The organism is Opitutus terrae PB90-1 (assembly GCF_000019965.1).
Lineage (GTDB): Bacteria > Verrucomicrobiota > Verrucomicrobiia > Opitutales > Opitutaceae > Opitutus > Opitutus terrae.
In genome coordinates this window covers 1,794,003-1,814,879 of the sequence record NC_010571.1, presented here as the reverse complement: position 1 = coordinate 1,814,879, position 20,877 = coordinate 1,794,003, and the positions used below count along the sequence as shown (strand labels likewise).

Sequence of the window (20,877 nt, the reverse complement as noted above, 5' to 3'; positions counted from 1 at the left end):
CACTGGCACGCCGCGCAAATCTCGTTTCCGATTCCTCCATGTCGTTTCTGACCATGCTCTCCTCCCTGTTCAAACCCGCGCCCCGCGCGACTCCGACCGAATACGGCGCCAAGATCCGCTCGGGCGACGCCCTGCTCATCGACATTCGCGAAAGCGACGAATGGACCGGCGGCGTCGCCGAAACCGCCGCGTTGTTGCCCATCAGCGAACTCCGTGCTCCGAGCGCCGCGTGGCGCGATTTCCTGGCCAAGGCCGGGCAGCGCGAGGTGCTGCTCTATTGCGCGTCCGGCACGCGTTCGGCCATGGCGGTTCGGCATCTGCTCTCGCAGGGGGTGCGCGCGCTCAACGCCGGCGGACTCGCCGACTGGGCCGCCGCCGGCTGGCCGATCGTGAAGCCGAAGTAATCCCGCTGAGCGCCGGGCGTAGCCGGGGTCGTCGACCCCGGCTAGAGGCATCCCTGCTGCAACCGTCGCATCCGGACTCAGCGAGCCGGATTTGCCACGATCCTCCTTTCCATGGCCCACGACCTTTCCGATTTTCAAACCGACATCATTGATCAGAGTCAGCGCACGCCCGTGCTCGTCGACTTCTGGGCTGCCTGGTGCGGCCCGTGCAAGATGCTCGGGCCTGTCCTCGAAAAGCTCGCTGGCGAAGCGGCTGGCCGCTGGATGCTCGTCAAGATCGACACCGACGCGCATCAGGACCTCGCCGCGCAGTTTGGCATCCGCGGCATCCCGAACGTGAAGCTGTTTCACCACGGTGAGGTGATCGCGGAATTTGCCGGCGCGTTGCCCGAACCGCAGCTCCGCGCCTGGCTCAACGAGCACCTGCCCACACCGAAACGCGAAGGGATGGCCCGGGCGCGTGAATTGCTGCGCGCCGGCCGCGGCGCCGAAGCTGCCGCTGCGCTACAGCCGCTCGCCGCCGCCGAACCGCAGGACGCCGAACTCGCCGTGCTCCTCGCGCGCGCCACGATGTTCGACCACCCGAAGCAGGCCGCCGCCCGCGTGTCCCATCTGCCCGCCGGGCATGCATGGACCGACGACGCGGAGATCGTTCGCGCGATCACCGCCGCGCTCCACACACTGCAGCACGACTCCGACCGATTGCTCGCCTCGCCGCTACGCGACATCTATCTGGTCGCGCTGCGCGACCTGCAGTCGCAGCGGTTTCGCGAGGCCGCGCAAGGCCTCGTGTCGGTGCTCCAGGAGAAGCCCAACTACGACGACGGCCGCGCGAAGGCGGCCTGTCTCGCCGTGTTCAAGCACCTCGGCATGCGCCATCCAATCACGGAGGAATTCTCGCGCGCCTACAGCATGGCCGTGAACGTGTGAAGACCGCGGGCGCGGCAGCGCGGCCGCATGCTTGCGTGAGAGCGCGACCGCGCTCGGCCATTTCGGACGAACTTCTGGACCATCTCTGCGCCCACCGGCTCGGGCGAAACGCCGGTCGACCGCCAGGCTGATTATCGTCTCGTGCCCCGACGCTCCCGGCGTTCCACTGATCGCCTGATCTGCTCGCTGCCGTCGTGACTACCCCGAACCACCCTGCGAATCTCGCTTCGGTTGCGCACTTCCCGTGCGGGCCGGAGTGCCGGCACGCCGAGCGGCTGCGGCGCGTCGACGACGACTGGGTTTGGTGTCACCACCCGCACGCTTGGCGCCGGTTGACGCATGCGTCGACGGAATGCCGCTGGTTCGATCCGGCGCCGCGGAGTTCGTCGCCTCCCGCACCACACCAGCACGGCTAGCGCCTACCATGGGGTAGCCGCTGCATGCCCGCATACTTCTCGGCTTTGCGCTGGAAGCGATAAGGCTTCACAGACCGACTATCTTGCGGATGCGTGCGCTGACATCCCATCCAGACTCCAGCACGATCCTGATGCTCGTCCTCTGACTGTCTTGCGACATCTCGGGAATCCGGTCTCTCCCGCCTTTCGTTCCGCCCCATTTTCCGCCATCGCCTGACTTCAGTCACTTTGGGAGTGTGCGCGTTTGCGCGCGCGCGCGCGCGGTCGCGGCGTGACGGGCAATATCGCTCGCCGTCATCTCGACCGATGACCGCGCTTCGACGGGAAACCACGGCAGCCGAACACCCGTGTAGAGATCGTTCAAAACCAGCACTGGCAGTTCCGGCGCGAGGAAGCCGGCCCACGCGGAAAGCGCCGAAGCGGTTTTCACCACCAATTGCGTGCGCGCCAGGAGGTGGGCATCCATCAAGGCCTCTTGCGCCCGGCGCATGCTGCCTGGGCCGGTCAAATGCAGTGCTAGACGGCCGCGTGACCGCTCGGACTCCGTACTGATCACCCTGCGTCCGCAAAAGCTCTCTCCTAGGCTTTCCAAAAAGTTCGCTTCATCGGTCGCGACAAAAACCGTCGTCAACTCAGGCCAGCCCTCGAGCGCGGCACGGATCGCCGTCGCCATTTCCGCTTGGTCCACGCGACGGGCTTCGGTCCGTTGTCCGTGCCCCGATAATGCACCCCCAGCACCGGAGGCCCGAAATACCGCGTCGCAAAAGACTCAACCGCTTCGGCGATCGGTGGCGCAGGCGAAAACTGCCGGCGAAGCAACGTCGCCAGCTCATCCCGGTTGCGCTTGGGTTGTCGGCGAAAGCCCCGGCTGAAATCCGACCAGGCACCGATCATCACCGGCGGGGAGCTGGCCAGGCCGCTTTGGTCGGTGGGCTGGCAATACAGGTGCGGCAGCCAGTTGCCAGCGCCGTACTGAGGTGACGTGAATTCGAATCGAACCCGCCGGCCCTCGCGTTCAGCTCGATGCAAGACGACCGTGGCCATGAAGAGATGAGCCCCCAGCCCAAGATACTGCGAATGGATCCTCGCCGTCACTACGCCCGGCGCACCGCTATACCGCCTTTCATTCTGCCATTGACGGATCAGGCCGAAGGTCGCGCGGCGCCACCGTCCCAGTCCCACGAGAAGCTGGTTGATTGATAACGCGAGCATGACCGGACTGGGCGACGCGAGCTGCATTCAGATGCTACCCGTGGCAAAACCCGGCTCAAGTATGGTTTGCCTCTCCTGGGCAGGGCGGGCGACAAATCCGCGCGTCCTTGCATACCGAGTTGCGCGTAAGGTATTCCCGGATGCAGCCCGGGCCGCGCTCGACGAAGAGCGGGGCAACCCGGACCCCATGAGGCTGCCACCGCCCGTTGAAGCGTTCGTCGAACGGTGGTCCGACTCTGAGCTCGCCGAGCGGGCCAACAAGGACCTGTTTCTCACCGAGCTCTGTGACCTGCTCGACCTTCCGCATCCCGATCCGGCCGGACCGGACAGCGCGGAGAACGCCTAAGTCTTAGAACGCGCCGTGCTGTTGCACCACCCCGATGGTCGGATCACCACAGGCAAGATCGACCTCTATCGTCGCGATCGTTTCCTGCTCGAAGCGAAACAAACCGCCGCGGCCGTCCGACCCGAAAACGTCGTCGACACTAGCGAGGCCGAACTCGACCTCGGTCTGACCCACAGCGCGCCGAACAAACGCGCCGCCGATCCCTACGGCAAGGCCATGCTCGAGGCCGTGTGTCCCCTGGGCCGCTCGGACTCGATCTGTGTCCATCCGTGGTCGCCTCAGCTCGTCTTCGGCTCGTTGAAACCACGGCCCGCCACGCCCGTCCCACACCCGGCATTCGCCTCGGTCGTGTGATCAGCGATGGCTCGGTTTCTGTGCTTGGCCAGCGCTCTTCTGACTTTCGTGTTTTTCGTGTGTTTCGTGGTTCCGCCAGGATCGGTCCTGGTCAATCGTGGCCATCCGTGGTCGCGTCAGAGCCTCCCCTGTGAAAACCGTTCGATCCGAAACCACGGGCGAGACGCCCGTGCCACGTCTTCGGTCGCGGTCTTCGCGTGATTCGCAGGCGACGTCATCGTTCGTCTGTACCCTCGCCGGTTACCTTCTCGTGTCTTTCGTGATGCTCCAGAATCCGGTTCCGTGGACCTCGTCGGTCGCATCTTGCCACCCCAGCAGATCCGCTTTCACGCGGTATAACCCGGCATTCAAAGCACTTCGCGGAGTCGCACTCGGCATTGGGCCCGGCTTACCTCGGAACGCATGTCGACCGAACTTCTCGCGCGCGCGCAGTTCGCGTTCACGATCTCGTTTCACTACCTGTATCCGCCGCTCAGCATCGGGCTCGGGCTGCTGCTCGTGATCGTCGAGGGGCTGTGGTTGAAGACCCGCAACCCGCTCTATCACCAGATGGCGCGATTCTGGACGAAGGTCTTCGCGCTCACCTTCGCCATCGGCGTCGCCACCGGCATCGTGATGGAATTCGAGTTCGGCACCAACTGGGCCACTTACTCGCGCTACGTCGGCGACGTGTTCGGCAGCGCCCTCGCCGCCGAAGGCATCTTCGCCTTCTTCCTCGAGTCCGGTTTTCTCGCGGTGCTGTTGTTCGGTTGGGACAAGGTCGGCCCGAAGATGCACTTCTTCGCGACCACCATGGTCGCGTTCGGCGCCCACTTCAGCGCGATCTGGATCGTCGTGGCCAATTCCTGGATGCAGACTCCCGCCGGCTACCACATCGTCGGCGAAGGTCTGACCGCTCGCGCGGAGATCACGGATTTCTGGGCCCTGGTGTTCAACCCTTCCTCGATGGACCGTTTGTCGCACACGGTGATTGCCGCGTGGCAGGCCGGCGCGTGGCTGATGGCAAGCGTCGGCGCATTCTACCTGCTGCGGAAGCGCCATCGGGACTTCGCGCTCGCCTCGGTGAAGATCGGACTCTCGGTGGCGCTCGTCGGCGCGTTGCTCTCGCTCGTCACCGGCCACTCGAGCGCGCAGGGTGTCGCCGTCAACCAACCCGCCAAGCTCGCCGCCTTCGAAGGGCATTGGGAAACCGCACCCCGCGCTCCGCTGCACGTGATCGGCTGGGTCGATGAAAAAAACGAACAGACTCGCGGCGTCGCCGTGCCGGGACTGCTCAGCTTTCTCGCGCACGCCGATCCGAACGCGCCCGTCACGGGTCTCCGCGATATTCCCCCCGACGAGCGTCCGCCCGTGAACTTCACCTTCCAGTTGTTCCATCTGATGGTTGCCGTCGGCTTCGCGATGATCGCACTCGCCCTCTGGGCCGGCTGGGCGCTTTGGCGCGGCCGGCTCGAGCATTCGCGGCTGCTGCTCGGCTGTCTGGTCGCGTCCGTGCTCGGGCCGCAAATCGCGAATCAAGCCGGCTGGTGGACGGCGGAAGTCGGCCGGCAGCCGTGGATTGTCTGGAAGCTCCTGCGCACCTCGGAAGGACTCTCCGCCGTTGTTTCCGCCAATCTCATCATCGCCTCGATGGTGATGTTCACGATCGTCTACCTGCTGCTCTTCGCGGTGTTTGTATTTTTGCTCAACGAAAAGATCCGGCACGGCCCGGACGACGCTGATCTCGTCGATCCCTACGAGAACGTTGCCCGCCAGCTCGGGCCGCTGAAAGGAGGGGCGTCATGAGCTTCAGCGCGCTCGACCTGAATACCGTCTGGTTCGCGCTGGTGGGCGTGCTGTTCACCGGTTACGTCGTGCTCGACGGCTTCGACCTCGGCGTCGGCGTGCTGCATTTGTTCGTCGCGAAGAGCGACGAGGACCGACGGATTTTTCTCAACGCCATCGGGCCGGTGTGGGATGGCAACGAGGTTTGGCTGGTCACCGGCGGCGGCGCGTTGTTCGCCGCGTTTCCGAACGTCTACGCGACGGTGTTTTCCGGATTCTACCTCGCTTTCATGGCGCTGCTCTGCGCGCTGATCTTTCGCGCGGTGGCGATCGAATTTCGCAGCAAGCACCTCTCGCCGCGCTGGCGCGCGGCATGGGATCTCGGGTTCGCGGGCGGCAGCTTCGGCTCAACGTTTCTGCTCGGCGTCGCGATGGGCAACATTGTCTGGGGCGTGCCGATCGACGCCCGCGGTGAGTATGCCGGCTCCTTCCTCGGCATGCTTCATCCCTACGCCCTCTGGATGGGCGTGACCACGGTCGCGCTGTTCGCGATGCACGGTTCGATCTACCTCGCACTAAAGACCGACGGCGCGCTGCACGAACGTGTGCGCCGATGGATCAATCCGCTGATCATCGCGTTCATCCTCTGCTACGTGATCCTCACGCTCGCGACACTGCTGTATGTGCCGCACGTGACGGAGGCGTTCCGCCGCGAGCCGTGGTTTTTCGCGCTCGTCGTGCCGGTGGTGCTGGCGATCGCGAACATTCCGCGCGAGGTGAACCGGGGCCGTGATTTCCTGGCTTTTCTCTCGTCGTGCGCGGCGATGGCCGGACTGATGGCGATCTTCGGCGTCGGAAATTTCCCGTATCTCGTCTACAGCAATCCGCTACCCGAGCACAGCCTCACCGCCTTCAACGCGGCGTCCTCGGACAAGACGCTCGGGATCATGCTCACGATCGCGCTGATCGGAATCCCGGTGGTGCTCGCCTACAGCGTGTGCATTTACTGGATCTTCCGCGGCAAGGTGCAGCTGCACAAAATGAGCTACTGACGGCGACCCAGCCGAGAGCTGAGGGTTGAGAGCTGAGAGCAAAACGCCCAGCAGGATGCCCGCACCGCTCTCGAGCGACGGACTCCGCTGCCTGCTTTCCCCCTCGAGGCCAGCGGCTACTTGCTCGTATACGCCAATACGCATTTGAAATTCCCCACACTGCGGCTCTGGTGTGGCGATGTCGTCTGCTCTGCCACGCTCTCTCTCCGCCGCCCTGCGGGGCCGCTCCGGGCTGGGGCTGCTCATCGTCGGTTTGATCTTGGCGCAGATCCTTCTTTTCGGTTCCAACATCTGCCCGGTCCGGCCCGGCGAGTTCGTTCGCGGCAACAGCGGTAGAAGCGCTCCCGACGATCTCCAGCTGCTGACGCGCGGCACCAGGTCAGCGAATCCTTAGCAACTCCCGGCGCGGCTGCTTCCGCCGGCAGGTTTCGTGCACGGCCTCCCCTGGGGCCACCAGCAACGCACACCAACCATTCCCATTTTATCTCGTTCCTCCCTTTCCCATCATGTCCTCTCCCCGTCGCATTCCTTACGGCCGCCTCGTCCTGTTCGCGCTCGGCGCGCTGGGCGCCATCTTCGTGATCAACCGGCTCGGCGCGCGCGGTAGCGCCTCAGCCGCGAACTCCGTGCCGGCAGACCAGCGCTCGGCCGCCCCGGCGTTTTCCGTCACCACGTTGGACGGCACCCCGTGGTCGCTCGAGTCACAGTGCGGAAAGGTGGTGCTGGTGAATTTCTTCGCGACTTGGTGCCCTCCCTGTCGCGCTGAGATGCCCGATTTGGTGAAGATCGCACAGGACTACCGCCCGAAAGGCGTCGAGACGATCGGCCTCTCGCTCGACGAAGGCGGTGCCGACGTGGTGCAGCCGTTCCTCAAGCGCTATCGCGTCGACTTTCCTGTTGGATTGCCGGAACCCGGCAGTGCGATCACCGCCGGGATCACGGGCATTCCGGTGACGCTCATTCTCGACAAATCCGGCCGCGTCGCGCGGCACTACGTCGGCATGATCTCCGAGGAGCAGGTGCGCGGCGATCTCGACGCCTTGCTCGCGGAATAACGAGCGCCGGCCGCCGGGCGCGCGCTGTGCAGCGGCTTTGTGCCCGCCTCCAGCGTCTCGGTCGGGTCCGCACTCGCGTCGCGCGCGGAACGGTCCCACGCTCATCGCTTTCCGCTTCATGAGCTTCGATTTTCGCACGGTCTGCGGCACCACTCCGGAACGTCCGGCGCATCGGCTCGCCAGTCTGCTGCTTCCGCTGGGGGCCGTGGCCTCTCTGCTGCCGTGGACGCCCGCCTGGGCCGCGTTGCTCGCCGGCACTGCGCTCGCGTTGGCGCTCGGCAACCCGTGCACCCGGGCCACCACGCGCGCCTCGAAATGGCTCCTCCAACTCGCTGTCATCGGACTCGGCGCCGGCGTCAACCTCGCGATCGTCGCTCGCGTGGGGCTGCAGGGACTCGGCTATACGCTGATCGGATTGCTCGCCACGTTCGCACTCGCCGCATGGCTCGCGCGCCGGCTCGGCGTGGAGACGAAGATCGCCACGCTGATCGGCGCCGGCACGGGGATTTGCGGAGGCAGCGCGATCGCCGCCGTGGCGCCCGCCATCGACGCCTCCCTCGCCGAAACGTCCGCCGCGCTCGCCACCGTTTTCCTGCTCAATGGCGCCGCCCTGATCGTGTTCCCCGTCGTCGGGACCTGGGTGGGACTCGACGCGCACACGTTCGGGCTCTGGTGCGCGCTGGCGATCCACGATACGAGTTCGGTCACCGGCGCGGCCATGACTCACGGCGCCGAGGCGCTCGCGACCGCGACGACGGTCAAGCTCGCCCGCGCGCTTTGGATTGTGCCGGTCGCGCTGGTCCTCGGCCTGTGGTTTGCGCCGCGCGGTGACCACACGAGCGAGCGCCGGAGCGTGCAGATTCCCTGGTTCATCGCCGGATTCATCGGGCTTTCCGCGCTGTTCACGGCGATGCCGCACTGGCACGCCGCCGCCCGCGGCATCACGACCCTGTCGCGCTCCCTGCTTACGCTGACGCTCTTCTTCATCGGTGCGGGGCTCGACCGGAACGCCGTCCGCACCGTAGGCGCCCGGCCGTTTGTGCACGGGCTGCTGCTCTGGCTTCTGATCGCCTCGGCGACGCTCGCCGCGCTGGTCGCCGGCTGGATCAAGTAGGTTCGGGTTGAGCCCGCCGCGGCCCTGCACGACAAGCTCGTCCAAGCACGGCATCGACACGTCACGATCGCTCCGTCATATCGGAGTCGCGTATCGGACTGATGATCACCCCATCAACCAGTGATGCACCCCGACGCCAGCTCGGCGGAACGAGCTCGGGCGCGGTCGGCTGTCTTGCGCTCGTGATCGCCGGAGCGACGATGTGGTCGGCGTGTTCGAAAAAATCGCCACCGGCTCCAAGCGCGGCGACCAAAACCCCAAGCGGGATCGCGGCCTCGGTGCCGCGACCGCCGGCTGCGGCACAGCCTGCGGACGTGCGGAAGACCGGGTTCGAGGGGGTCGCAACCGAGATCGAGTGCGCCAAGCCGGAGTTCGCGCGCGCCGTCGCCGAGGCGCTGGAGCGATCCGAACTGTGGCACTTCTACCTGCGCGACCGGCGCGAACTTCGCCGGCTGGGTGAACCGCCATTGGTCCAGTTCCGCTTGCAGATTTCCACCGTCACCGGCAGCGAGTCCGGGCGGACCGCACACCCTGGCGTTGCCCTGCACGCACAGGTGGACTCGATCGAAACGCCGCCTGGGGCCATCCGCTGCATCGTGACGGCCGGCGCTTCCGCGAATCCGGCAGGGGAAAACGCCACGTTCCCTGTCGCCCCATTCGCCGACGAACTAGCGCTCGCGCTGATCGTGCGGGACCATCCGGCGCCCTGGCGGCTCGAGCAGCAGGTGCTCGCATTCGCGGCCAAATCTCAGAACGCCTCGAATGAAGCCATCCGGCAGTGCGTGCAGGCGCTGGCGTTGGCCGGTTGCTTCGATTCGGCCGTCGCCATCGTCGGTCTCGACGCCGCGCAAACCCGGGGCGCGCAGCAGGTGACTCTCCGGGGCAAGGATCACCTGGTCGAGGCCGCCCGCCGCCCCCTGGCGCACGACCCGCTGTGGACGCTGTGGTTCGTAGCGGTCGGTTCACCGCTGGAGATCGCGCTCGAAGCCCGTCACGAGAGTCACGAACTGGCCGTCGCCCCGGGCGGAAGCGTCCTTTCGGGAGCGTATGATCCGGGCACGGGATTCGCGCGCGTGACCGTGCGGAATCCCGCTGGCGCCGTGCTGCACGACACGCAGACGACGGCGCCGACGCCTACCGCGGTGCGCGTGCAGGAGGATCCGTATCTGGTCGCCGAGCAGACCGCGGTGGTCCGCAACCTGACCGACGCCGCCGCGCGGCTAACCGACAGCTTGCCGCCGGACCAACGACACGTGCTGATGCTGGCGGCAGAACTCGGATATCTCTGGGGCGAGCAACCGCGCTATGATCACGCCGAGAAGGTGCTCCTGGAGGTGCTGCGGCGGTTTCCGGCCGGGACCGACACAATCGTGAGCGGGCTGGGCTCGCGGGTCGATCGCACGAACGATGCTTGCGCCAGAGTGCTGAGAAAAATGGGCGCAGGCGCGACGGCGGCCCTGGTGCGCGGTCTGTCCCATCCGGCCGGCGGCGTCCGGTCGCAGTGCGCGAGCGAGCTCCGGCAGATGGACAAGGGCCGGCTTTCGGCTCACCTTGAGGAGATCATCCGGCGCTCAATCCAGACGTTGAACGATGACGTCTACGCGGACAGCTGGAGCTATTCGGCTTTTCTGCTCCGGGACATCGGCCCGCGAGCCGCCGTAGCGATCCCGGCGCTGCAGCGGATGGAGCAACACAGCCGGCGGGACGGGCGCTACGCGACGGAAGCGATCAAAGCGATCCAAGCGCCGCAAAAGACCTACTGACCGATCCCGGCAACGCTCGGTCCCGTCAGGTTGCCTGCTCGATCGACCGGTTCGCGCGGTGACCTGAAATTACGGGCCGGATGCCCGTGCCACGACGCGACTCACGGCACGATCCGCCAGTTGCCGCTCGGTTCGGACGGGATCTCGCCGTGTTTCTCCACCCAGGCGATGATCAGATCGCGGATTTCCGCGCTCGAACGCGTGAGCACCTTCGCGTTCTTGAACATCGTGTACCCGCCACCGCCGTTGTAGCGGTAGTTGTTCGTCGCCAGCCGCAACGTCCGCTCCGGTGCGAGCGGCGCGCCCTTGAACATCAGATACTGGATCCGGTCGCCAATCGACCGGCGCAGGTCGATCTCGTAGCTCACGCCTTCCGCCACATCGAAGTTGTACCCGGGGATATTGCGGTCGATCAGCTCCGCCGGCGTTTTTCCCTCCTGATAGGGTAGAAAATAGCGAGCAGAATGTTCCAGCGCCGCCTTCAGCTGCGCACCGGTGATCTCGAGCACGTAGAGCGTGTTCTCATAAACGTAGAGCCCCGCGATGTCGCGCACCGTGACCGTGCCCGCCGGCACTCGCGCCCGCGGATTGAAATTCGCCGCCAGCGATACGTCGGCGTTGCCCGCCTCGAGCTGCGCGCGCTGGATCAAATCGAGCAGCGCCGAATCCTGCAGGTGAGCGTTCGCCGCCTCCAGCGGACGCGCGGTGCGACCGATTGGCCGAGACAGCCACGCCTGCGTTTCGCGGTGATAGGGCTCGGCCAGCGCCAGCACCTCCGGATCAGCCGGAATCTCCGCGCGCACGGGGAGCGAGCGCGACGCCTTCGCCTCCACGCTCCACGCCGCGCCGCCTTCGCGGGTCAACGTGACATCGGCACGCACCAGCCGGTCGCCCCAGCGGCCGGCCTGCGCCAGCAGCACGCCATTCACCACGAGCGCGGAGATGTCGCGGTGGGTGTGCCCGAGAAACATCACGTCGATGCCCGGCACTTGCTGCGCCAGCGCGAGCGCGGCGTTTTCGCCCTCGAAGTCCCCAGGAGCCCGCCGGCCCGTTGCGAGGTCCACCTCGACGCCGCCGTGCATCGTGACGACCACCACGTCGACATGCTCGCGGCCCCGCAACACTTCCACCCATTTCTTCGCCTCGCTCACCAGCGGCCGGAACTCCAGCCCCGCATAATTCTCGGGATTCTCCCAGTTCGGGATCGCCGGCGTCGTGAGTCCAAGGATGCCGACGCGCACCGCGCCGATCTGTTTCACCACATAAGGCTCGTAGGCCGTTTCGTCGATGCCCGCGCGATACGTGTTGGCCGAGATCCACGGGAACGTCGCCTCGCGGCGCGCCTTCTCGAGCACCGCGCGGCCGAAGTTATACTCGTGGTTGCCCGGCGTCAGGCTCGCGTAGCCGAGCGTGCTCATCACGAGCATCATTGGGTCGCGTGGCGCGTTGTTCTTCCGGTTGTGGAAATAGGCGAGCGGCGTGCCCTGGATGGTGTCGCCACAATCGAGCAGCAGCAGATCGGGCCGCTCCTGCCGCGCCTGCTTGATCAGCGTCGCGAGCTTCGCGAGTCCGACCTCGGCGGGTTTGTCCGCGTAGTAGTCATAGGGCAGGATCCGGCCGTGCAGATCGGTGGTCGCGAGCAGCGTCACTTGCGCGCGCTCGGTGGCCTGCAGCGCGGTGAAAAACAGCAGGCCCAGCACCAGCGGCCGCGCGACGAGTCGGATTGAAGCAGGAAGCGAGATCATGGATGCGCGCAAAGGAAACGGTTCTCGCCGCAGACGCGAGCCGGGCGTGCATTCGGCCACCTCCGACTTGCAACCGCTTCGGGCCGATCCTCCCCGCCCAATCCGCTCACAATGTAACCCATTATTGAGCCATTCTGACAGAAGTGACGCGACGTCATGGCAGGGCGGGATCGCTGGGCTCGCCGCCAAGGTCGTGGGATGTTCGCGGCGCTCACGGAGTGAGCACCCTACCCGCGCGGCTTCTGGCTAGTCTCAATGGGCTACAATCTCGCCGAGCACGCGGGACATGCCCAAGCGCAGGTTGCACCGGCCCGCGATGTTCGCATCCTGCGGGCATGGACCCCAGCTTCTGGAATGCACGCTACAGCGCGGCGGACTACGTCTACGGCACCGCGCCCAACGGTTTTCTGGTCGATTGCGCCGCCCACATCCCCAGCGGTCCGGTGCTTTGCCTCGGCGAAGGCGAGGGTCGCAACGCCGTGTTTCTCGCCGGCCGCGGGCACGCCGTCACCGCGGTGGACCAGTCGGAGGTTGGGCTGGCGAAAGCCCGACGACTCGCCGCCGAGCGCGGCGTATCGCTCGCAACCGTCGTGACCGATATCTCCGACTACGCCATCGCGCCCGGCGCGTGGGCGGCGGTCGTCTCGATCTTTTTCCATCTGCCGCCCGCGCTGCGCCGCCGCGTGCACCAGCAGGCCGCCGCCGGGCTGCAGTCGGGCGGAGTCATCATTCTCGAGGCCTACACGCCGGCTCAGATCCGGTTCCGCACCGGCGGGCCCGTCGACAGTCCGGAACTGTTGATGGCGCTCTCCGACCTGCAGGAGGACTTCGCGGGGCTCGAATTGCGCATCGGGCGCGAACTCGAACGCGAAGTCCGCGAAGGCGCCAACCACCGCGGCCACGGCGCCGTGGTGCAAGTGCTCGCCCGCAAGCCGTAATCACGGCCGCGCTCGCGCGGTCACGCGCCGGCTAACTTTTGCGCGTTCTCGGTGATCAGTGACACCATCGGATGGGTGATTTTCCGCTCGGCGGTGATCGCATAAAACGCATCGCGGCAGCGGTCCGTCGCTCCGATCCGACGCAAGTCATAGCGACTGGCCGCCTCGTCCATCACCAACGTCGGAATCGGCGCAAATCCCCCGCCGCTCGCGGCCACGACTTTCATCAGCGCGGCATCTTCGAACTCCGCGACGACGCGCGGCCGGATCTGGAGCGCGCGAAACCAGTTCTCCAATGAACGGCGCAACGCGGTGTTCTCCGCCGGCAGCAGCGCGGGCGCGTCGTGCAGCGAACGGGGAAACCCGCGCCGCAACGCGCTCGCCAGCCCGGCGGTCGCACAGAACGTCACTCCGGACTCCCCCAGCCGGTGGCTGAAGGTCCGGATCTTCACGGTGCTCGGCGCCGGCTCGTCGGCCAGCACGAGGTCGAGCCGGTGCGCGGCGAGCTGCGCGAGCAGGTCCTCAATCTTGCCCTCGCGACAAATCACGTGGGCCTTCTCCGGCTCGCGGAGCACCGGCTTCAGGATCTCGTAGGTCACGAGTTTCGGAAACGAATCGGCGATCCCGACGTAAAGCCGCACCGCCCGCGCCGTGGGCCGCTGTTTCACCGCACTGACCAGCTCCTCGCCCAGTGAGAAAATTTCCTCCGCGTGCCGCAGCGCGATCTGGCCCGCCTCGGTCAAGACCTTGGTGCGACCGCTGCGCCGGAACAGCTTTTCCCCGAGCGCCTCCTCGAGTTCGCGCAGTTGCGCGGAGATTGACGGGGGCGACACGTGCAGCTTCTCCGCCGCGGGTCGCAGCCCGCCTTCCTTGGCCACGGCTAAAAAATAGCGGAGGTGATGGTAGTTCAGCCAGCTCATGCCACGGACCATTGTTCGGATAATCCTAAGTGTTAATTCAAAAAGCGGTATTAGTCGAAATGAGGGGTTTCGCGTAGACTCGGCGCGTCACTCTTCTTCCACCGCAATGAAACTCTCTCTGAAACACGTGCACGTCCGCCCGACCGATTCGCTCGACTCCTGGGTCGAGGAAGGCCTGTCCACGCTCCGGCCGCTGCTGGCCATTGACGAAGCCCACGTCCGGCTCGAGCACGACGCCGCCGCCAGCCCTGCTTACCGCGTGACGGTTCATCTCGTCGTGCCGGGGCCCGATCTGCGCGCTGACGCCGTCGACCACACGCTCCGCACCGCGTTCGCCAAGGTCCTGGGCGAGCTGCGCGCGCGGGCGGAGGAACGGGTGGCGCGGCGGCGCCGCCTCCGGCGGGGAGTGCATACCCTGGATCACCACCGACGCCGGGGCCCCACCCGGCGCCGCTCCGCGATCCACTAGCCCGCGCCTGATCTCTCCTGATGATCGCACCCACTTGGCTCTGGCTCAGCTTCAACGTCTTCGTCCTGGCGATGCTGGCGCTGGACCTCGGCGTTTTCCACCGCAAAGCCCATGTCGTTTCGCTCAAGGAGGCGCTCAGCTGGTCCGCCGTGTGGATCGTGCTCGCCCTCGTGTTCAATCTCGGCATCTGGCACTACGCGGGCGCCCCGAAGGCGCTCGAGTTCTTTACCGGCTATGTGATCGAGAAATCGCTCAGCGTGGACAACGTCTTCGTGTTCGCGCTGCTGTTCTCCTACTTCGCGGTGCCCGCGAAGTATCAGCACAAGGTGCTGTTCTGGGGCGTGCTCGGCGCCCTCTTGATGCGGGCGATCATGATCGCCGCCGGCGCCGCGCTCATCGCCCGGTTCAGCTGGATCATCTACGTCTTCGGGGCGTTCCTCATCCTTACCGGCGTGAAGATGATCGTGAAACGCGCGGAGGAGATTCATCCCGAGCGCAACCCGATCGTCCGCGGCTTCAAGCGGCTGATGCCGGTCACCGCCGACTATCGCGGCGACAGCTTCTTCGTGCGCGAACGCGGGGTGCTCATGGCCACGCCGCTCTTCGTGGTGCTCCTCCTGGTCGAGTTCTCCGATCTGATCTTCGCGGTGGATTCCATTCCCGCCATCTTCGCGGTCACCAGCGATCCCTTCATCGTGTATACTTCCAACGTCTTCGCGATCCTCGGACTGCGCTCGCTCTACTTCGCCTTGGCCGGGGTGATGGACAAGTTTCACTACCTCAAAATCGGCCTCGGGGTCGTACTCGGATTCGTCGGCGTGAAGATGATCCTCGGTCACACGGGCTGGAAGATCGACACGCTCGTCGCGCTCGGCGTCATCCTGCTGATCCTGGTCGTCAGCATCGTCTGGTCACTCCTCAAGCCCAAGCGGCCGACCTCGCCGGTTTCCCGGGCCGCGCGCGCCAGGACCTTGCGCGTTCGCCGCAATCCGGCCCTGCCTGGTCGGTAACCCGCCGCTCGGCCCCACGGCACCGACCCCGCGTTTCCCGGTCCACCTTCCCATCCCTTACTCCCATGAATCCTCCTTCCATTCAAATCCCTGAAGCCCTCAACCAACATCTGTCCGCCAACGCCAGCGACGATCTGCCGAGTACGGCCAGCTATGTCGATCGCGGCGCCGAGCTGATCACGCCGGAGGCGATTCGCGCGCTGATGCAACTGCGTCCGCAGCTACAGGCAAAAATCGACGCGATCAATGATTCGGAACTGCTGCGGCAGCGGCTCGAATTGCTCGCGACGTATTTCGATGACACGTGTGATGCCGGACCGACGGATCCGCAGCTCCAGCACGAGGTGGCGTTCGCGCTGCTCTATTTTCTTAAGGGTTTCGATCGCATCCCGGACACGGTGCCGGAAATCGGCCTGCTCGACGACGCGATGATCGTGCAAACCGTGCTGCAGCGACATTCGACCGGCCTGCAGGCGCACTGGTTGCGCAATCGTCGCGTCTGGCCGGCCGCAGCCGCCGGGCAATAGCAGAACGCCTCGGGTATTCGAACCGGACACCCCCCGAGCGCGACGAGTCTGACGTCTCATAGCTCGTCAAGCGCGCCCCATCACACGGCGCCGCCTTCGGAAGCGGCGACGTGCGCCGGAAAAAACAAATCGGGGCGCAGCAGCCTGCGCCCCGTGCTGTCGAGATCGGTCCGCAACAGACCGATCGAGCCGCCGCTCAGCCGCGGGGGACGATCAAGGCCACGAAATCCTCGACCGCGAGGACCTGCGGCTGATAACTTTCCCCGAAGCGCGCCAGGCTGCGCACAAACGCGTTCAAGTGTCGCGTCGAAGCCTGCTCCATATGGGCCAGCACCGCACGCGTGCCGTCGTCGGTCGCCACGCCCGCGAGCCGGCGCAGCTCGGCAATGTCGGATTCCTCCACCAGCGCGCCGACGCGCAACGCGGCCACCTCCGACTCGTTCACCAGCACGAGCGAATCGGTGTAGAGCTTCTGCAACTCCGGCGTGGCATACACCCCGCGCGCGGCCACCGGCAAGGTGACCGCCACGCTGCCGGCGAGCTGCGTCACCGCCGCCTCATGCTGCGCCTCGGACCGGGCGATGCGCTCGAAGACTCGCAGACTCCAGCGCTCGGCCGCGGTGAGATAAAGATCGCGGGCCACGCGCTCTTCTTCGACGGCGTAAATGAGTTCCGCCCCCGGCAGCGTGGTCGGCACGACGGGCGTGATGGTCGTGAGCGGACACGTGCCCTGCTGCTGGCACAGGCCGGCTCCGCCGCCGCGCCGCTGGGCCGGGCCGGTCCCTGCGCGCATGCCGAGGCCGGCGCCGGGGCCGTTGCCCGTTCCATCGCAGAGTTGCGTACCGGGCTCGGCCGCATTGCCAGCCGCGCCCTGACCACCGGCAGTGCCTTGCGCGCCAAAACGGGCCGGAGCGGCGTTCGCGATGACGGGAAGAAGAAGAAAGACCAAGAGACGGGTTTTCATCATGAGTAAGATTGGTTCACCCAAGGAAACCCCGGTCCGCGCCGAACATTTCACCGCGCGCGAAAATCGATCAGCTTGGCACTGCGTGTCGAGGCCGCCAGGCGCCGGCCCGAACCAACGGGCTCGGTTGCGTTGCCGCAGATCGCGCTACCTTGCGGGTCGGATCGGAGTCTCTCTCGCCATGAACAACGAATACCTCATCACCCGCACCAGCACGCAGCCGCTCGAAACGGTTTGCCAGCGCCTCCCGGATATCGCGCAGCAACACAAATTCGGCGTGCTCGGCACGCACGACTTGAAGCAGAAGATGGAAAGCAAGGGCGTGCCGTTCGGCCGCGAGTGTCGCGTGTTCGAGGTCTGCAATCCGCAGCAGGCGCAGCGCGTGCTCACCCAGGCGATGGAAATCTCCACTGCGCTCCCCTGCCGGATCTCCGCCTACGAGCAGGACGGACGCACGGTGCTCGCCACGCTGAAGCCCACGCGGCTGTTGACGCTGTTCGCCGTCCCCGCGGCGGCTGCCGTGGCGCAGGAGGTCGAGGACACGATGGTTCGGATCATGGAGGAAGCGGTCGCCTGAGGCCGATGGCGCGAGCAGGCGCCGCAGCCCGTTGACTCGCACCGGCCCAGCTCATTGAGGTGGGCTCCAGCGGCGCCGATTGCGCTACGGCAGCGTCCTACTTTTCCCGCGACGTAGCGGCCGGAGGGTGGCGCTGCGCGAGAAATTCCTCGACGAGCCGCTGCCGATAAGCGGCACGTTCTTCCGGCGGAAGGCTCTGCAGCTTCGCGCGGATCTCGGCGTGCCGTTCAGGGGTGGCGGCCTGCATCATGGCGCGCCAGCCGTCGCGCAGCTCGTCCGACACCTGTCCCCAGCCTTGCCGCAAATGGCGGCGTTGCGGCTCGGGCATGGCGCGGAACGCGGCGATCTCCTTGGCGAGCGTGGCGCGCTGCTCCGGCGTCATCGCGCGGATGCGCTCCACCACCCGTGCGATCTCGTCGAGCTCGGCATCGCTCAGGTGCAAAAACTGCTCCACGGCCGCAAACTCGCGGGCCGGCGGCGTGCCGGGGCTCGCAGTGCTGGCCGGATCGGCCGCGATCGTCCGGGTCACGCTGGCGAGCAGCGCGAGAAGAAGCGTGCTGAAAATACGTATCGAGTTCATGGCGAATCCGGCGAAGAGGGTTGCGCTGCGTCGACGTGGAGGAGTTCCGCGCGGGTCTCCGAGCTGAGCAGGGCGGTGCTGCCCGCGAGGGTCTGGTCCATCTTCCAGAGCTCGGCCAGCTTGGGCGACGCCTCCGTCGCGACCGGCCGCGGCGAACGCGGGATCAGCAGCAGCGCTGCAACGGCCACGCTCGTCGCAAGCAACACGCTCCAGAGCGGTCGCGCCCAAATACTGCTCCGGCGGCGCGGGGTGGCGCGCAGCGCGCGCTTCAGTTCGATCCACCGGGCTTCGAACTCGGGGGTGGTGTCCTTCAGCCGGCGGCGGAGCAGCCGGTCCACCTCATCGTCGGACGGAACTGGATCGGGCGGAGTCATTGCAGGGCCTCCATTTCTTGCTTCAGCAGCCGGCGCGCGCGGTGCAGCAGCACGCGCAGTGCGTTCTCGCTGATTCGCAAGATCGCGGCGGCGGCAGGTTGTTCGAGCTGCTGCTGGTGCAGCAGCAACAGGGCGGTGCGCGCCTTTTCGGGAAGCCGCGTGAGCGCCCGCTGAAACACCTCCTCCGTTTCCGCGAGCCGGCGGGCCGCATCGCTCGCGGGCTCGGGCAGCTCGGTCATCAGCTCCGGCGCAACCGGATCGAGCGGCTTGCGTCGCAGCCGACGCCGCTCGTTCCGGAGCAGATTGCGCGCAATGGTGAACAGATAGGTGGAAAACTTTGCTTCCGACCGATACGTCGGCGCTGCGCGGTGCAGCCGCACGAACACCTCGAGCGTGAGATCCTCGGCATCCCCATGCGCCCCCAGCGCCCGGTAGAAAAAGCTCAGGAGCGGCAGCTTCCACTTGTCGAAGAGATGCTGCAGCGCGGCATCGTCACCGCGCGCGATCCGGGCCAGCCAGATCGCCTCCTCCTCCCGCGGCGGTGATATCGGCGGTGGGACTTCTTCATCCGCGCCGGCTTGCGCACACGGCCATCCGCCCCACCCGGGGAACGCCTCGAACCAGCGAAATCCAAGGAAGACAGTCTGCACGGAAGGATAAACCCCGACGCCGCCGAAGTATTACAGTCCAAGCCGAAACGGAAGCGCGTTCGCATCGTTGCATCGTCGGAAAAGCTCATCAGCTTGCCCGCATGAAGTTCGTCGCCCGCCTCGTTGCCTTGTTCGCCCTGACCGCGCTCGCTGCCCACGCGGGGGAGGTCGCGAACGTCACGCCCGCCGAAGCCGCCCAGCGCGTCGCCGCAGGGCAAGCCGTGCTCGTCGATGTGCGCGAGCCCAACGAGTGGGCCGACACGGGCGTGGCCGAGCCCGCCGTGCTGCTGCCGATGAGCGATTTCAACGGCGAGCAGAAACTCTGGAAACCGTTTTTGGAAAAGAACGCCGGCAAGGAGCTGATCCTCTACTGCCGGTCCGGCTCTCGCTCCGGCAAGGTCGCGGCCAAGCTCGCCGCCCAGGGGCAACCGGTCGCGAATGCCGGCGGCTTCCGCGACTGGAAATCTGCGGGGCTGCCGGTGCGAAAGCCGTAGCGTTCGCATCCGACCCGTGCGATAGACCCCGCCGCCCGGCGGATTGGTTTGTGATCAGATGTCCCTGCGAGGTGGAGCGCCTCGCCCTGGAGGCGCTGTACGGCGAGCGAACCTGCTCCAACGCGTCCCACCAGTCCGCCGGCACGGCGGGCGCCATCACGACCTGCACGCCCCACTCGCGAGATTGCCGGGCGCCTACCGTCACCTTTACCGTCCCGCGCCATGTGGATCTGGGCCGAATGGATTGCCAATCAGGTGGTGTCGCTCGCGCGACTCGATGCCGCGCATGGACTCGGCGCCGCCGTGCACTTTTTCGTCTACGATCTGCTGAAGATCGTGGTCCTGATCGCCGTGATCGCATTCGTCATGGCGCTGATTCGCGGCGCATTGCCCCTCGCCCGACTACGACGCGCGCTGGAGCGCCCGGGCGGCCGTGCGCTCGGCTATCCGGCCGCCGCGCTCTTCGGCGCGATCACGCCGTTCTGCTCATGTTCCTCCGTGCCGATCTTCGTCGGCTTCGTCCAGGCGCGGTTTCCGATCGGCGTCGCGTTCGCCTTCCTCATCACCTCGCCGCTGGTGAACGAAATCGCCGTCGCCTTGATGGGTGGGCTGTTCGGCTGGAAGTTCGCGTTCACCTACGCCTTCGTCGGCGTCATGCTCGGCGTCACCGGCGGATTCATGCTCACGTTCCTGCACGCGGAGCGCTGGCTCGTCGCCGGCGCAATGCCCGCTGAAGACGCGGCCGAGGACAAGCCCATCACCGGCTGGCGCGCACGGCTGTTCGATGCTGCGGACACCAGCCTCTATATCTTGAAGAAGATCGCACCGTGGCTGTTGGCGGCGCTCGCGTTCGGCGCCGCGTTGCATGGGTTCGTGCCCGCAGGGTTCTTCGAGCGCGCATTCGCTGGCACGGGGGCGTGGACCGTCCCGCTCGCCTCGCTCATCGGACTGCCGCTCTACGTCAGCGCCAACGCCACCGTGCCGTTGCTCGAGGCGTTCGTGACCAAGGGCGTGCCGCTCGGCACGGCGCTCGCGTTCCTGCTCTCGGCCGTCGGGGTGTCATTTCCCGAACTCGTGATGTTGCGCAGCGTGATGCATGTGCGACTGCTCGTGATGTTCTCATGCGTCGTGCTGGTCGGCACCGCGCTCGTCGGCTGGCTCTTCAACGCGCTGCAGTAGCCCCCGCCAACCCTTGTTGGGGTGCTGCAATTTGCTTGGC

24 protein-coding genes are annotated in these 20,877 nt (G+C 66.3%); 16 read left to right on the top strand and 8 right to left on the bottom strand.

Translation table 11 applies throughout. The annotated features are described in order from the left end of the window. The first annotated feature begins 53 nt into the window (after positions 1-53). Together OTER_RS07360 and trxA are read left to right on the top strand one after the other, a co-directional pair. Positions 54-404 (top strand): rhodanese-like domain-containing protein, encoded by a 351-nt coding sequence (locus tag OTER_RS07360; protein ID WP_044892269.1) that lies wholly within the window; start codon positions 54-56, stop codon positions 402-404. Positions 405-515: 111 nt separating this feature from the next. Then, positions 516-1,334 carry a thioredoxin gene (trxA, locus tag OTER_RS07355; protein ID WP_012374274.1) on the top strand — a complete coding sequence of 273 codons (819 nt, stop codon included), beginning with the start codon at positions 516-518 and terminating at the stop codon, positions 1,332-1,334. A gap of 639 nt (positions 1,335-1,973) precedes the next feature. Here trxA and OTER_RS25760 read toward each other — a convergent pair. Both OTER_RS25760 and OTER_RS07345 read right to left on the bottom strand, forming a co-directional pair. Further along, positions 1,974-2,423 (bottom strand): O-fucosyltransferase family protein, encoded by a 450-nt coding sequence (locus tag OTER_RS25760; protein WP_148218041.1) that lies wholly within the window; start codon positions 2,421-2,423, stop codon positions 1,974-1,976. After that, positions 2,378-2,989, bottom strand: a complete 612-nt coding sequence (locus tag OTER_RS07345) for an O-fucosyltransferase family protein (protein WP_012374272.1) — start codon at positions 2,987-2,989, stop codon at positions 2,378-2,380. Before OTER_RS07345 ends, OTER_RS25760 begins: the two co-directional genes overlap by 46 nt. Positions 2,990-3,149: 160 nt before the next feature. On the opposite strand from OTER_RS07345, the gene OTER_RS26150 reads away from it, so the two are divergent. From OTER_RS26150 to OTER_RS07310, 7 genes are all read left to right on the top strand, one after another. Further along, complete coding sequence (locus tag OTER_RS26150) at positions 3,150-3,308, top strand: hypothetical protein (protein ID WP_158305385.1); 159 nt, start codon at positions 3,150-3,152, stop codon at positions 3,306-3,308. Between the two features lie 15 nt (positions 3,309-3,323). Further along, entirely contained in the window at positions 3,324-3,662 is a 339-nt protein-coding gene (locus tag OTER_RS07340) for a hypothetical protein (protein WP_044891632.1), read from the top strand. 402 nt (positions 3,663-4,064) lie between these two features. Then, positions 4,065-5,447 carry a cytochrome ubiquinol oxidase subunit I gene (locus tag OTER_RS07335; RefSeq protein WP_012374271.1) on the top strand — a complete coding sequence of 461 codons (1,383 nt, stop codon included), beginning with the start codon at positions 4,065-4,067 and terminating at the stop codon, positions 5,445-5,447. After that, on the top strand, positions 5,444-6,478 hold the full coding sequence (gene cydB, locus OTER_RS07330; RefSeq protein WP_012374270.1) for a cytochrome d ubiquinol oxidase subunit II: 1,035 nt from the start codon (positions 5,444-5,446) through the stop codon (positions 6,476-6,478). The genes OTER_RS07335 and cydB overlap by 4 nt, the downstream gene beginning before the upstream one ends. A gap of 506 nt (positions 6,479-6,984) precedes the next feature. Then, entirely contained in the window at positions 6,985-7,533 is a 549-nt protein-coding gene (locus OTER_RS07320; protein ID WP_012374268.1) for a TlpA family protein disulfide reductase, read from the top strand. A 118-nt stretch (positions 7,534-7,651) separates the two neighbouring features. Beyond that, positions 7,652-8,647: a YeiH family protein gene (locus tag OTER_RS07315; RefSeq protein ID WP_012374267.1), complete on the top strand. Its 996-nt coding sequence runs from the start codon at positions 7,652-7,654 to the stop codon at positions 8,645-8,647. Between the two features lie 101 nt (positions 8,648-8,748). Further along, on the top strand, positions 8,749-10,410 hold the full coding sequence (locus tag OTER_RS07310) for a hypothetical protein (protein ID WP_012374266.1): 1,662 nt from the start codon (positions 8,749-8,751) through the stop codon (positions 10,408-10,410). A 101-nt stretch (positions 10,411-10,511) separates the two neighbouring features. On the opposite strand, the gene OTER_RS07305 is transcribed toward OTER_RS07310, so the two are convergent. Then, positions 10,512-12,155, bottom strand: coding sequence for a bifunctional metallophosphatase/5'-nucleotidase (locus OTER_RS07305; protein ID WP_012374265.1), 1,644 nt, complete (start codon positions 12,153-12,155; stop codon positions 10,512-10,514). Between the two features lie 335 nt (positions 12,156-12,490). On the opposite strand from OTER_RS07305, the gene OTER_RS07300 reads away from it, so the two are divergent. Further along, positions 12,491-13,093 (top strand): class I SAM-dependent methyltransferase, encoded by a 603-nt coding sequence (locus tag OTER_RS07300; protein ID WP_012374264.1) that lies wholly within the window; start codon positions 12,491-12,493, stop codon positions 13,091-13,093. Positions 13,094-13,113: 20 nt separating this feature from the next. Here the strand turns inward: OTER_RS07300 and OTER_RS07295 are convergent, their stop codons facing one another. Then, positions 13,114-14,013, bottom strand: coding sequence for a LysR family transcriptional regulator (locus OTER_RS07295; protein ID WP_012374263.1), 900 nt, complete (start codon positions 14,011-14,013; stop codon positions 13,114-13,116). 106 nt (positions 14,014-14,119) lie between these two features. Between OTER_RS07295 and OTER_RS07290 the strand changes: the two genes are divergently transcribed. The 3 genes from OTER_RS07290 (at position 14,120) to OTER_RS07280 (ending at position 16,019) form a co-directional block, all read left to right on the top strand. Then, the gene (locus OTER_RS07290; RefSeq protein ID WP_012374262.1) at positions 14,120-14,482 is read left to right on the top strand and encodes an HPF/RaiA family ribosome-associated protein; all 363 of its coding nucleotides are present in this window, start codon (positions 14,120-14,122) and stop codon (positions 14,480-14,482) included. A gap of 20 nt (positions 14,483-14,502) precedes the next feature. Next, positions 14,503-15,492 carry a TerC family protein gene (locus OTER_RS07285; RefSeq protein ID WP_012374261.1) on the top strand — a complete coding sequence of 330 codons (990 nt, stop codon included), beginning with the start codon at positions 14,503-14,505 and terminating at the stop codon, positions 15,490-15,492. Between the two features lie 65 nt (positions 15,493-15,557). Next, positions 15,558-16,019, top strand: coding sequence for a DUF1232 domain-containing protein (locus tag OTER_RS07280; protein WP_012374260.1), 462 nt, complete (start codon positions 15,558-15,560; stop codon positions 16,017-16,019). Positions 16,020-16,215: 196 nt separating this feature from the next. On the opposite strand, the gene OTER_RS07275 is transcribed toward OTER_RS07280, so the two are convergent. Next, positions 16,216-16,983: a ferritin-like domain-containing protein gene (locus tag OTER_RS07275; RefSeq protein WP_237702461.1), complete on the bottom strand. Its 768-nt coding sequence runs from the start codon at positions 16,981-16,983 to the stop codon at positions 16,216-16,218. A gap of 181 nt (positions 16,984-17,164) precedes the next feature. Here OTER_RS07275 and OTER_RS07270 point away from each other — a divergent pair, with 181 nt between their 5' ends. Next, positions 17,165-17,560, top strand: a complete 396-nt coding sequence (locus tag OTER_RS07270) for a DUF302 domain-containing protein (protein ID WP_012374258.1) — start codon at positions 17,165-17,167, stop codon at positions 17,558-17,560. Positions 17,561-17,657: 97 nt separating this feature from the next. On the opposite strand, the gene OTER_RS07265 is transcribed toward OTER_RS07270, so the two are convergent. From OTER_RS07265 to OTER_RS07255, 3 genes are read right to left on the bottom strand one after another with little or no spacing between them, the layout of a single operon-like run. Then, complete coding sequence (locus OTER_RS07265; protein ID WP_012374257.1) at positions 17,658-18,140, bottom strand: DUF3106 domain-containing protein; 483 nt, start codon at positions 18,138-18,140, stop codon at positions 17,658-17,660. Further along, a complete protein-coding gene (locus OTER_RS07260; protein WP_012374256.1) occupies positions 18,137-18,514 on the bottom strand; it encodes a hypothetical protein in 378 nt (125 codons plus the stop codon). The genes OTER_RS07265 and OTER_RS07260 overlap by 4 nt, the downstream gene beginning before the upstream one ends. Next, positions 18,511-19,164: an RNA polymerase sigma factor gene (locus OTER_RS07255; protein ID WP_012374255.1), complete on the bottom strand. Its 654-nt coding sequence runs from the start codon at positions 19,162-19,164 to the stop codon at positions 18,511-18,513. Before OTER_RS07255 ends, OTER_RS07260 begins: the two co-directional genes overlap by 4 nt. A gap of 101 nt (positions 19,165-19,265) precedes the next feature. Here OTER_RS07255 and OTER_RS07250 point away from each other — a divergent pair, with 101 nt between their 5' ends. Beyond that, positions 19,266-19,658: a rhodanese-like domain-containing protein gene (locus OTER_RS07250; protein ID WP_012374254.1), complete on the top strand. Its 393-nt coding sequence runs from the start codon at positions 19,266-19,268 to the stop codon at positions 19,656-19,658. A gap of 222 nt (positions 19,659-19,880) precedes the next feature. Next, positions 19,881-20,837: a permease gene (locus tag OTER_RS07245; RefSeq protein ID WP_012374253.1), complete on the top strand. Its 957-nt coding sequence runs from the start codon at positions 19,881-19,883 to the stop codon at positions 20,835-20,837. The last annotated feature ends 40 nt before the right edge of the window (positions 20,838-20,877 follow it).

Excerpts from the sequence above, each read along its gene's own strand:
- OTER_RS07335 (WP_012374271.1), top strand. The coding sequence starts at position 4,065 with ATGTCGACCGAACTTCTCGCGCGCGCGCAGTTCGCGTTCACGATCTCG.
- OTER_RS07265 (WP_012374257.1), bottom strand. The coding sequence starts at position 18,140 with ATGAACTCGATACGTATTTTCAGCACGCTTCTTCTCGCGCTGCTCGCC.
- OTER_RS07250 (WP_012374254.1), top strand. The coding sequence starts at position 19,266 with ATGAAGTTCGTCGCCCGCCTCGTTGCCTTGTTCGCCCTGACCGCGCTC.
- OTER_RS07300 (WP_012374264.1), top strand. The coding sequence starts at position 12,491 with ATGGACCCCAGCTTCTGGAATGCACGCTACAGCGCGGCGGACTACGTC.
- OTER_RS07305 (WP_012374265.1), bottom strand. The coding sequence starts at position 12,155 with ATGATCTCGCTTCCTGCTTCAATCCGACTCGTCGCGCGGCCGCTGGTG.
- OTER_RS07360 (WP_044892269.1), top strand. The coding sequence starts at position 54 with ATGCTCTCCTCCCTGTTCAAACCCGCGCCCCGCGCGACTCCGACCGAA.
- OTER_RS07285 (WP_012374261.1), top strand. The coding sequence starts at position 14,503 with ATGATCGCACCCACTTGGCTCTGGCTCAGCTTCAACGTCTTCGTCCTG.
- OTER_RS26150 (WP_158305385.1), top strand. The coding sequence starts at position 3,150 with ATGAGGCTGCCACCGCCCGTTGAAGCGTTCGTCGAACGGTGGTCCGAC.
- OTER_RS07320 (WP_012374268.1), top strand. The coding sequence starts at position 6,985 with ATGTCCTCTCCCCGTCGCATTCCTTACGGCCGCCTCGTCCTGTTCGCG.
- OTER_RS07315 (WP_012374267.1), top strand. The coding sequence starts at position 7,652 with ATGAGCTTCGATTTTCGCACGGTCTGCGGCACCACTCCGGAACGTCCG.
- OTER_RS07345 (WP_012374272.1), bottom strand. The coding sequence starts at position 2,989 with ATGCAGCTCGCGTCGCCCAGTCCGGTCATGCTCGCGTTATCAATCAAC.
- OTER_RS07245 (WP_012374253.1), top strand. The coding sequence starts at position 19,881 with ATGTGGATCTGGGCCGAATGGATTGCCAATCAGGTGGTGTCGCTCGCG.
- cydB (WP_012374270.1), top strand. The coding sequence starts at position 5,444 with ATGAGCTTCAGCGCGCTCGACCTGAATACCGTCTGGTTCGCGCTGGTG.
- trxA (WP_012374274.1), top strand. The coding sequence starts at position 516 with ATGGCCCACGACCTTTCCGATTTTCAAACCGACATCATTGATCAGAGT.
- OTER_RS07275 (WP_237702461.1), bottom strand. The coding sequence starts at position 16,983 with ATGAAAACCCGTCTCTTGGTCTTTCTTCTTCTTCCCGTCATCGCGAAC.
- OTER_RS07290 (WP_012374262.1), top strand. The coding sequence starts at position 14,120 with ATGAAACTCTCTCTGAAACACGTGCACGTCCGCCCGACCGATTCGCTC.
- OTER_RS07295 (WP_012374263.1), bottom strand. The coding sequence starts at position 14,013 with ATGAGCTGGCTGAACTACCATCACCTCCGCTATTTTTTAGCCGTGGCC.
- OTER_RS07280 (WP_012374260.1), top strand. The coding sequence starts at position 15,558 with ATGAATCCTCCTTCCATTCAAATCCCTGAAGCCCTCAACCAACATCTG.
- OTER_RS07260 (WP_012374256.1), bottom strand. The coding sequence starts at position 18,514 with ATGACTCCGCCCGATCCAGTTCCGTCCGACGATGAGGTGGACCGGCTG.
- OTER_RS25760 (WP_148218041.1), bottom strand. The coding sequence starts at position 2,423 with ATGGCGACGGCGATCCGTGCCGCGCTCGAGGGCTGGCCTGAGTTGACG.
- OTER_RS07270 (WP_012374258.1), top strand. The coding sequence starts at position 17,165 with ATGAACAACGAATACCTCATCACCCGCACCAGCACGCAGCCGCTCGAA.
- OTER_RS07310 (WP_012374266.1), top strand. The coding sequence starts at position 8,749 with ATGATCACCCCATCAACCAGTGATGCACCCCGACGCCAGCTCGGCGGA.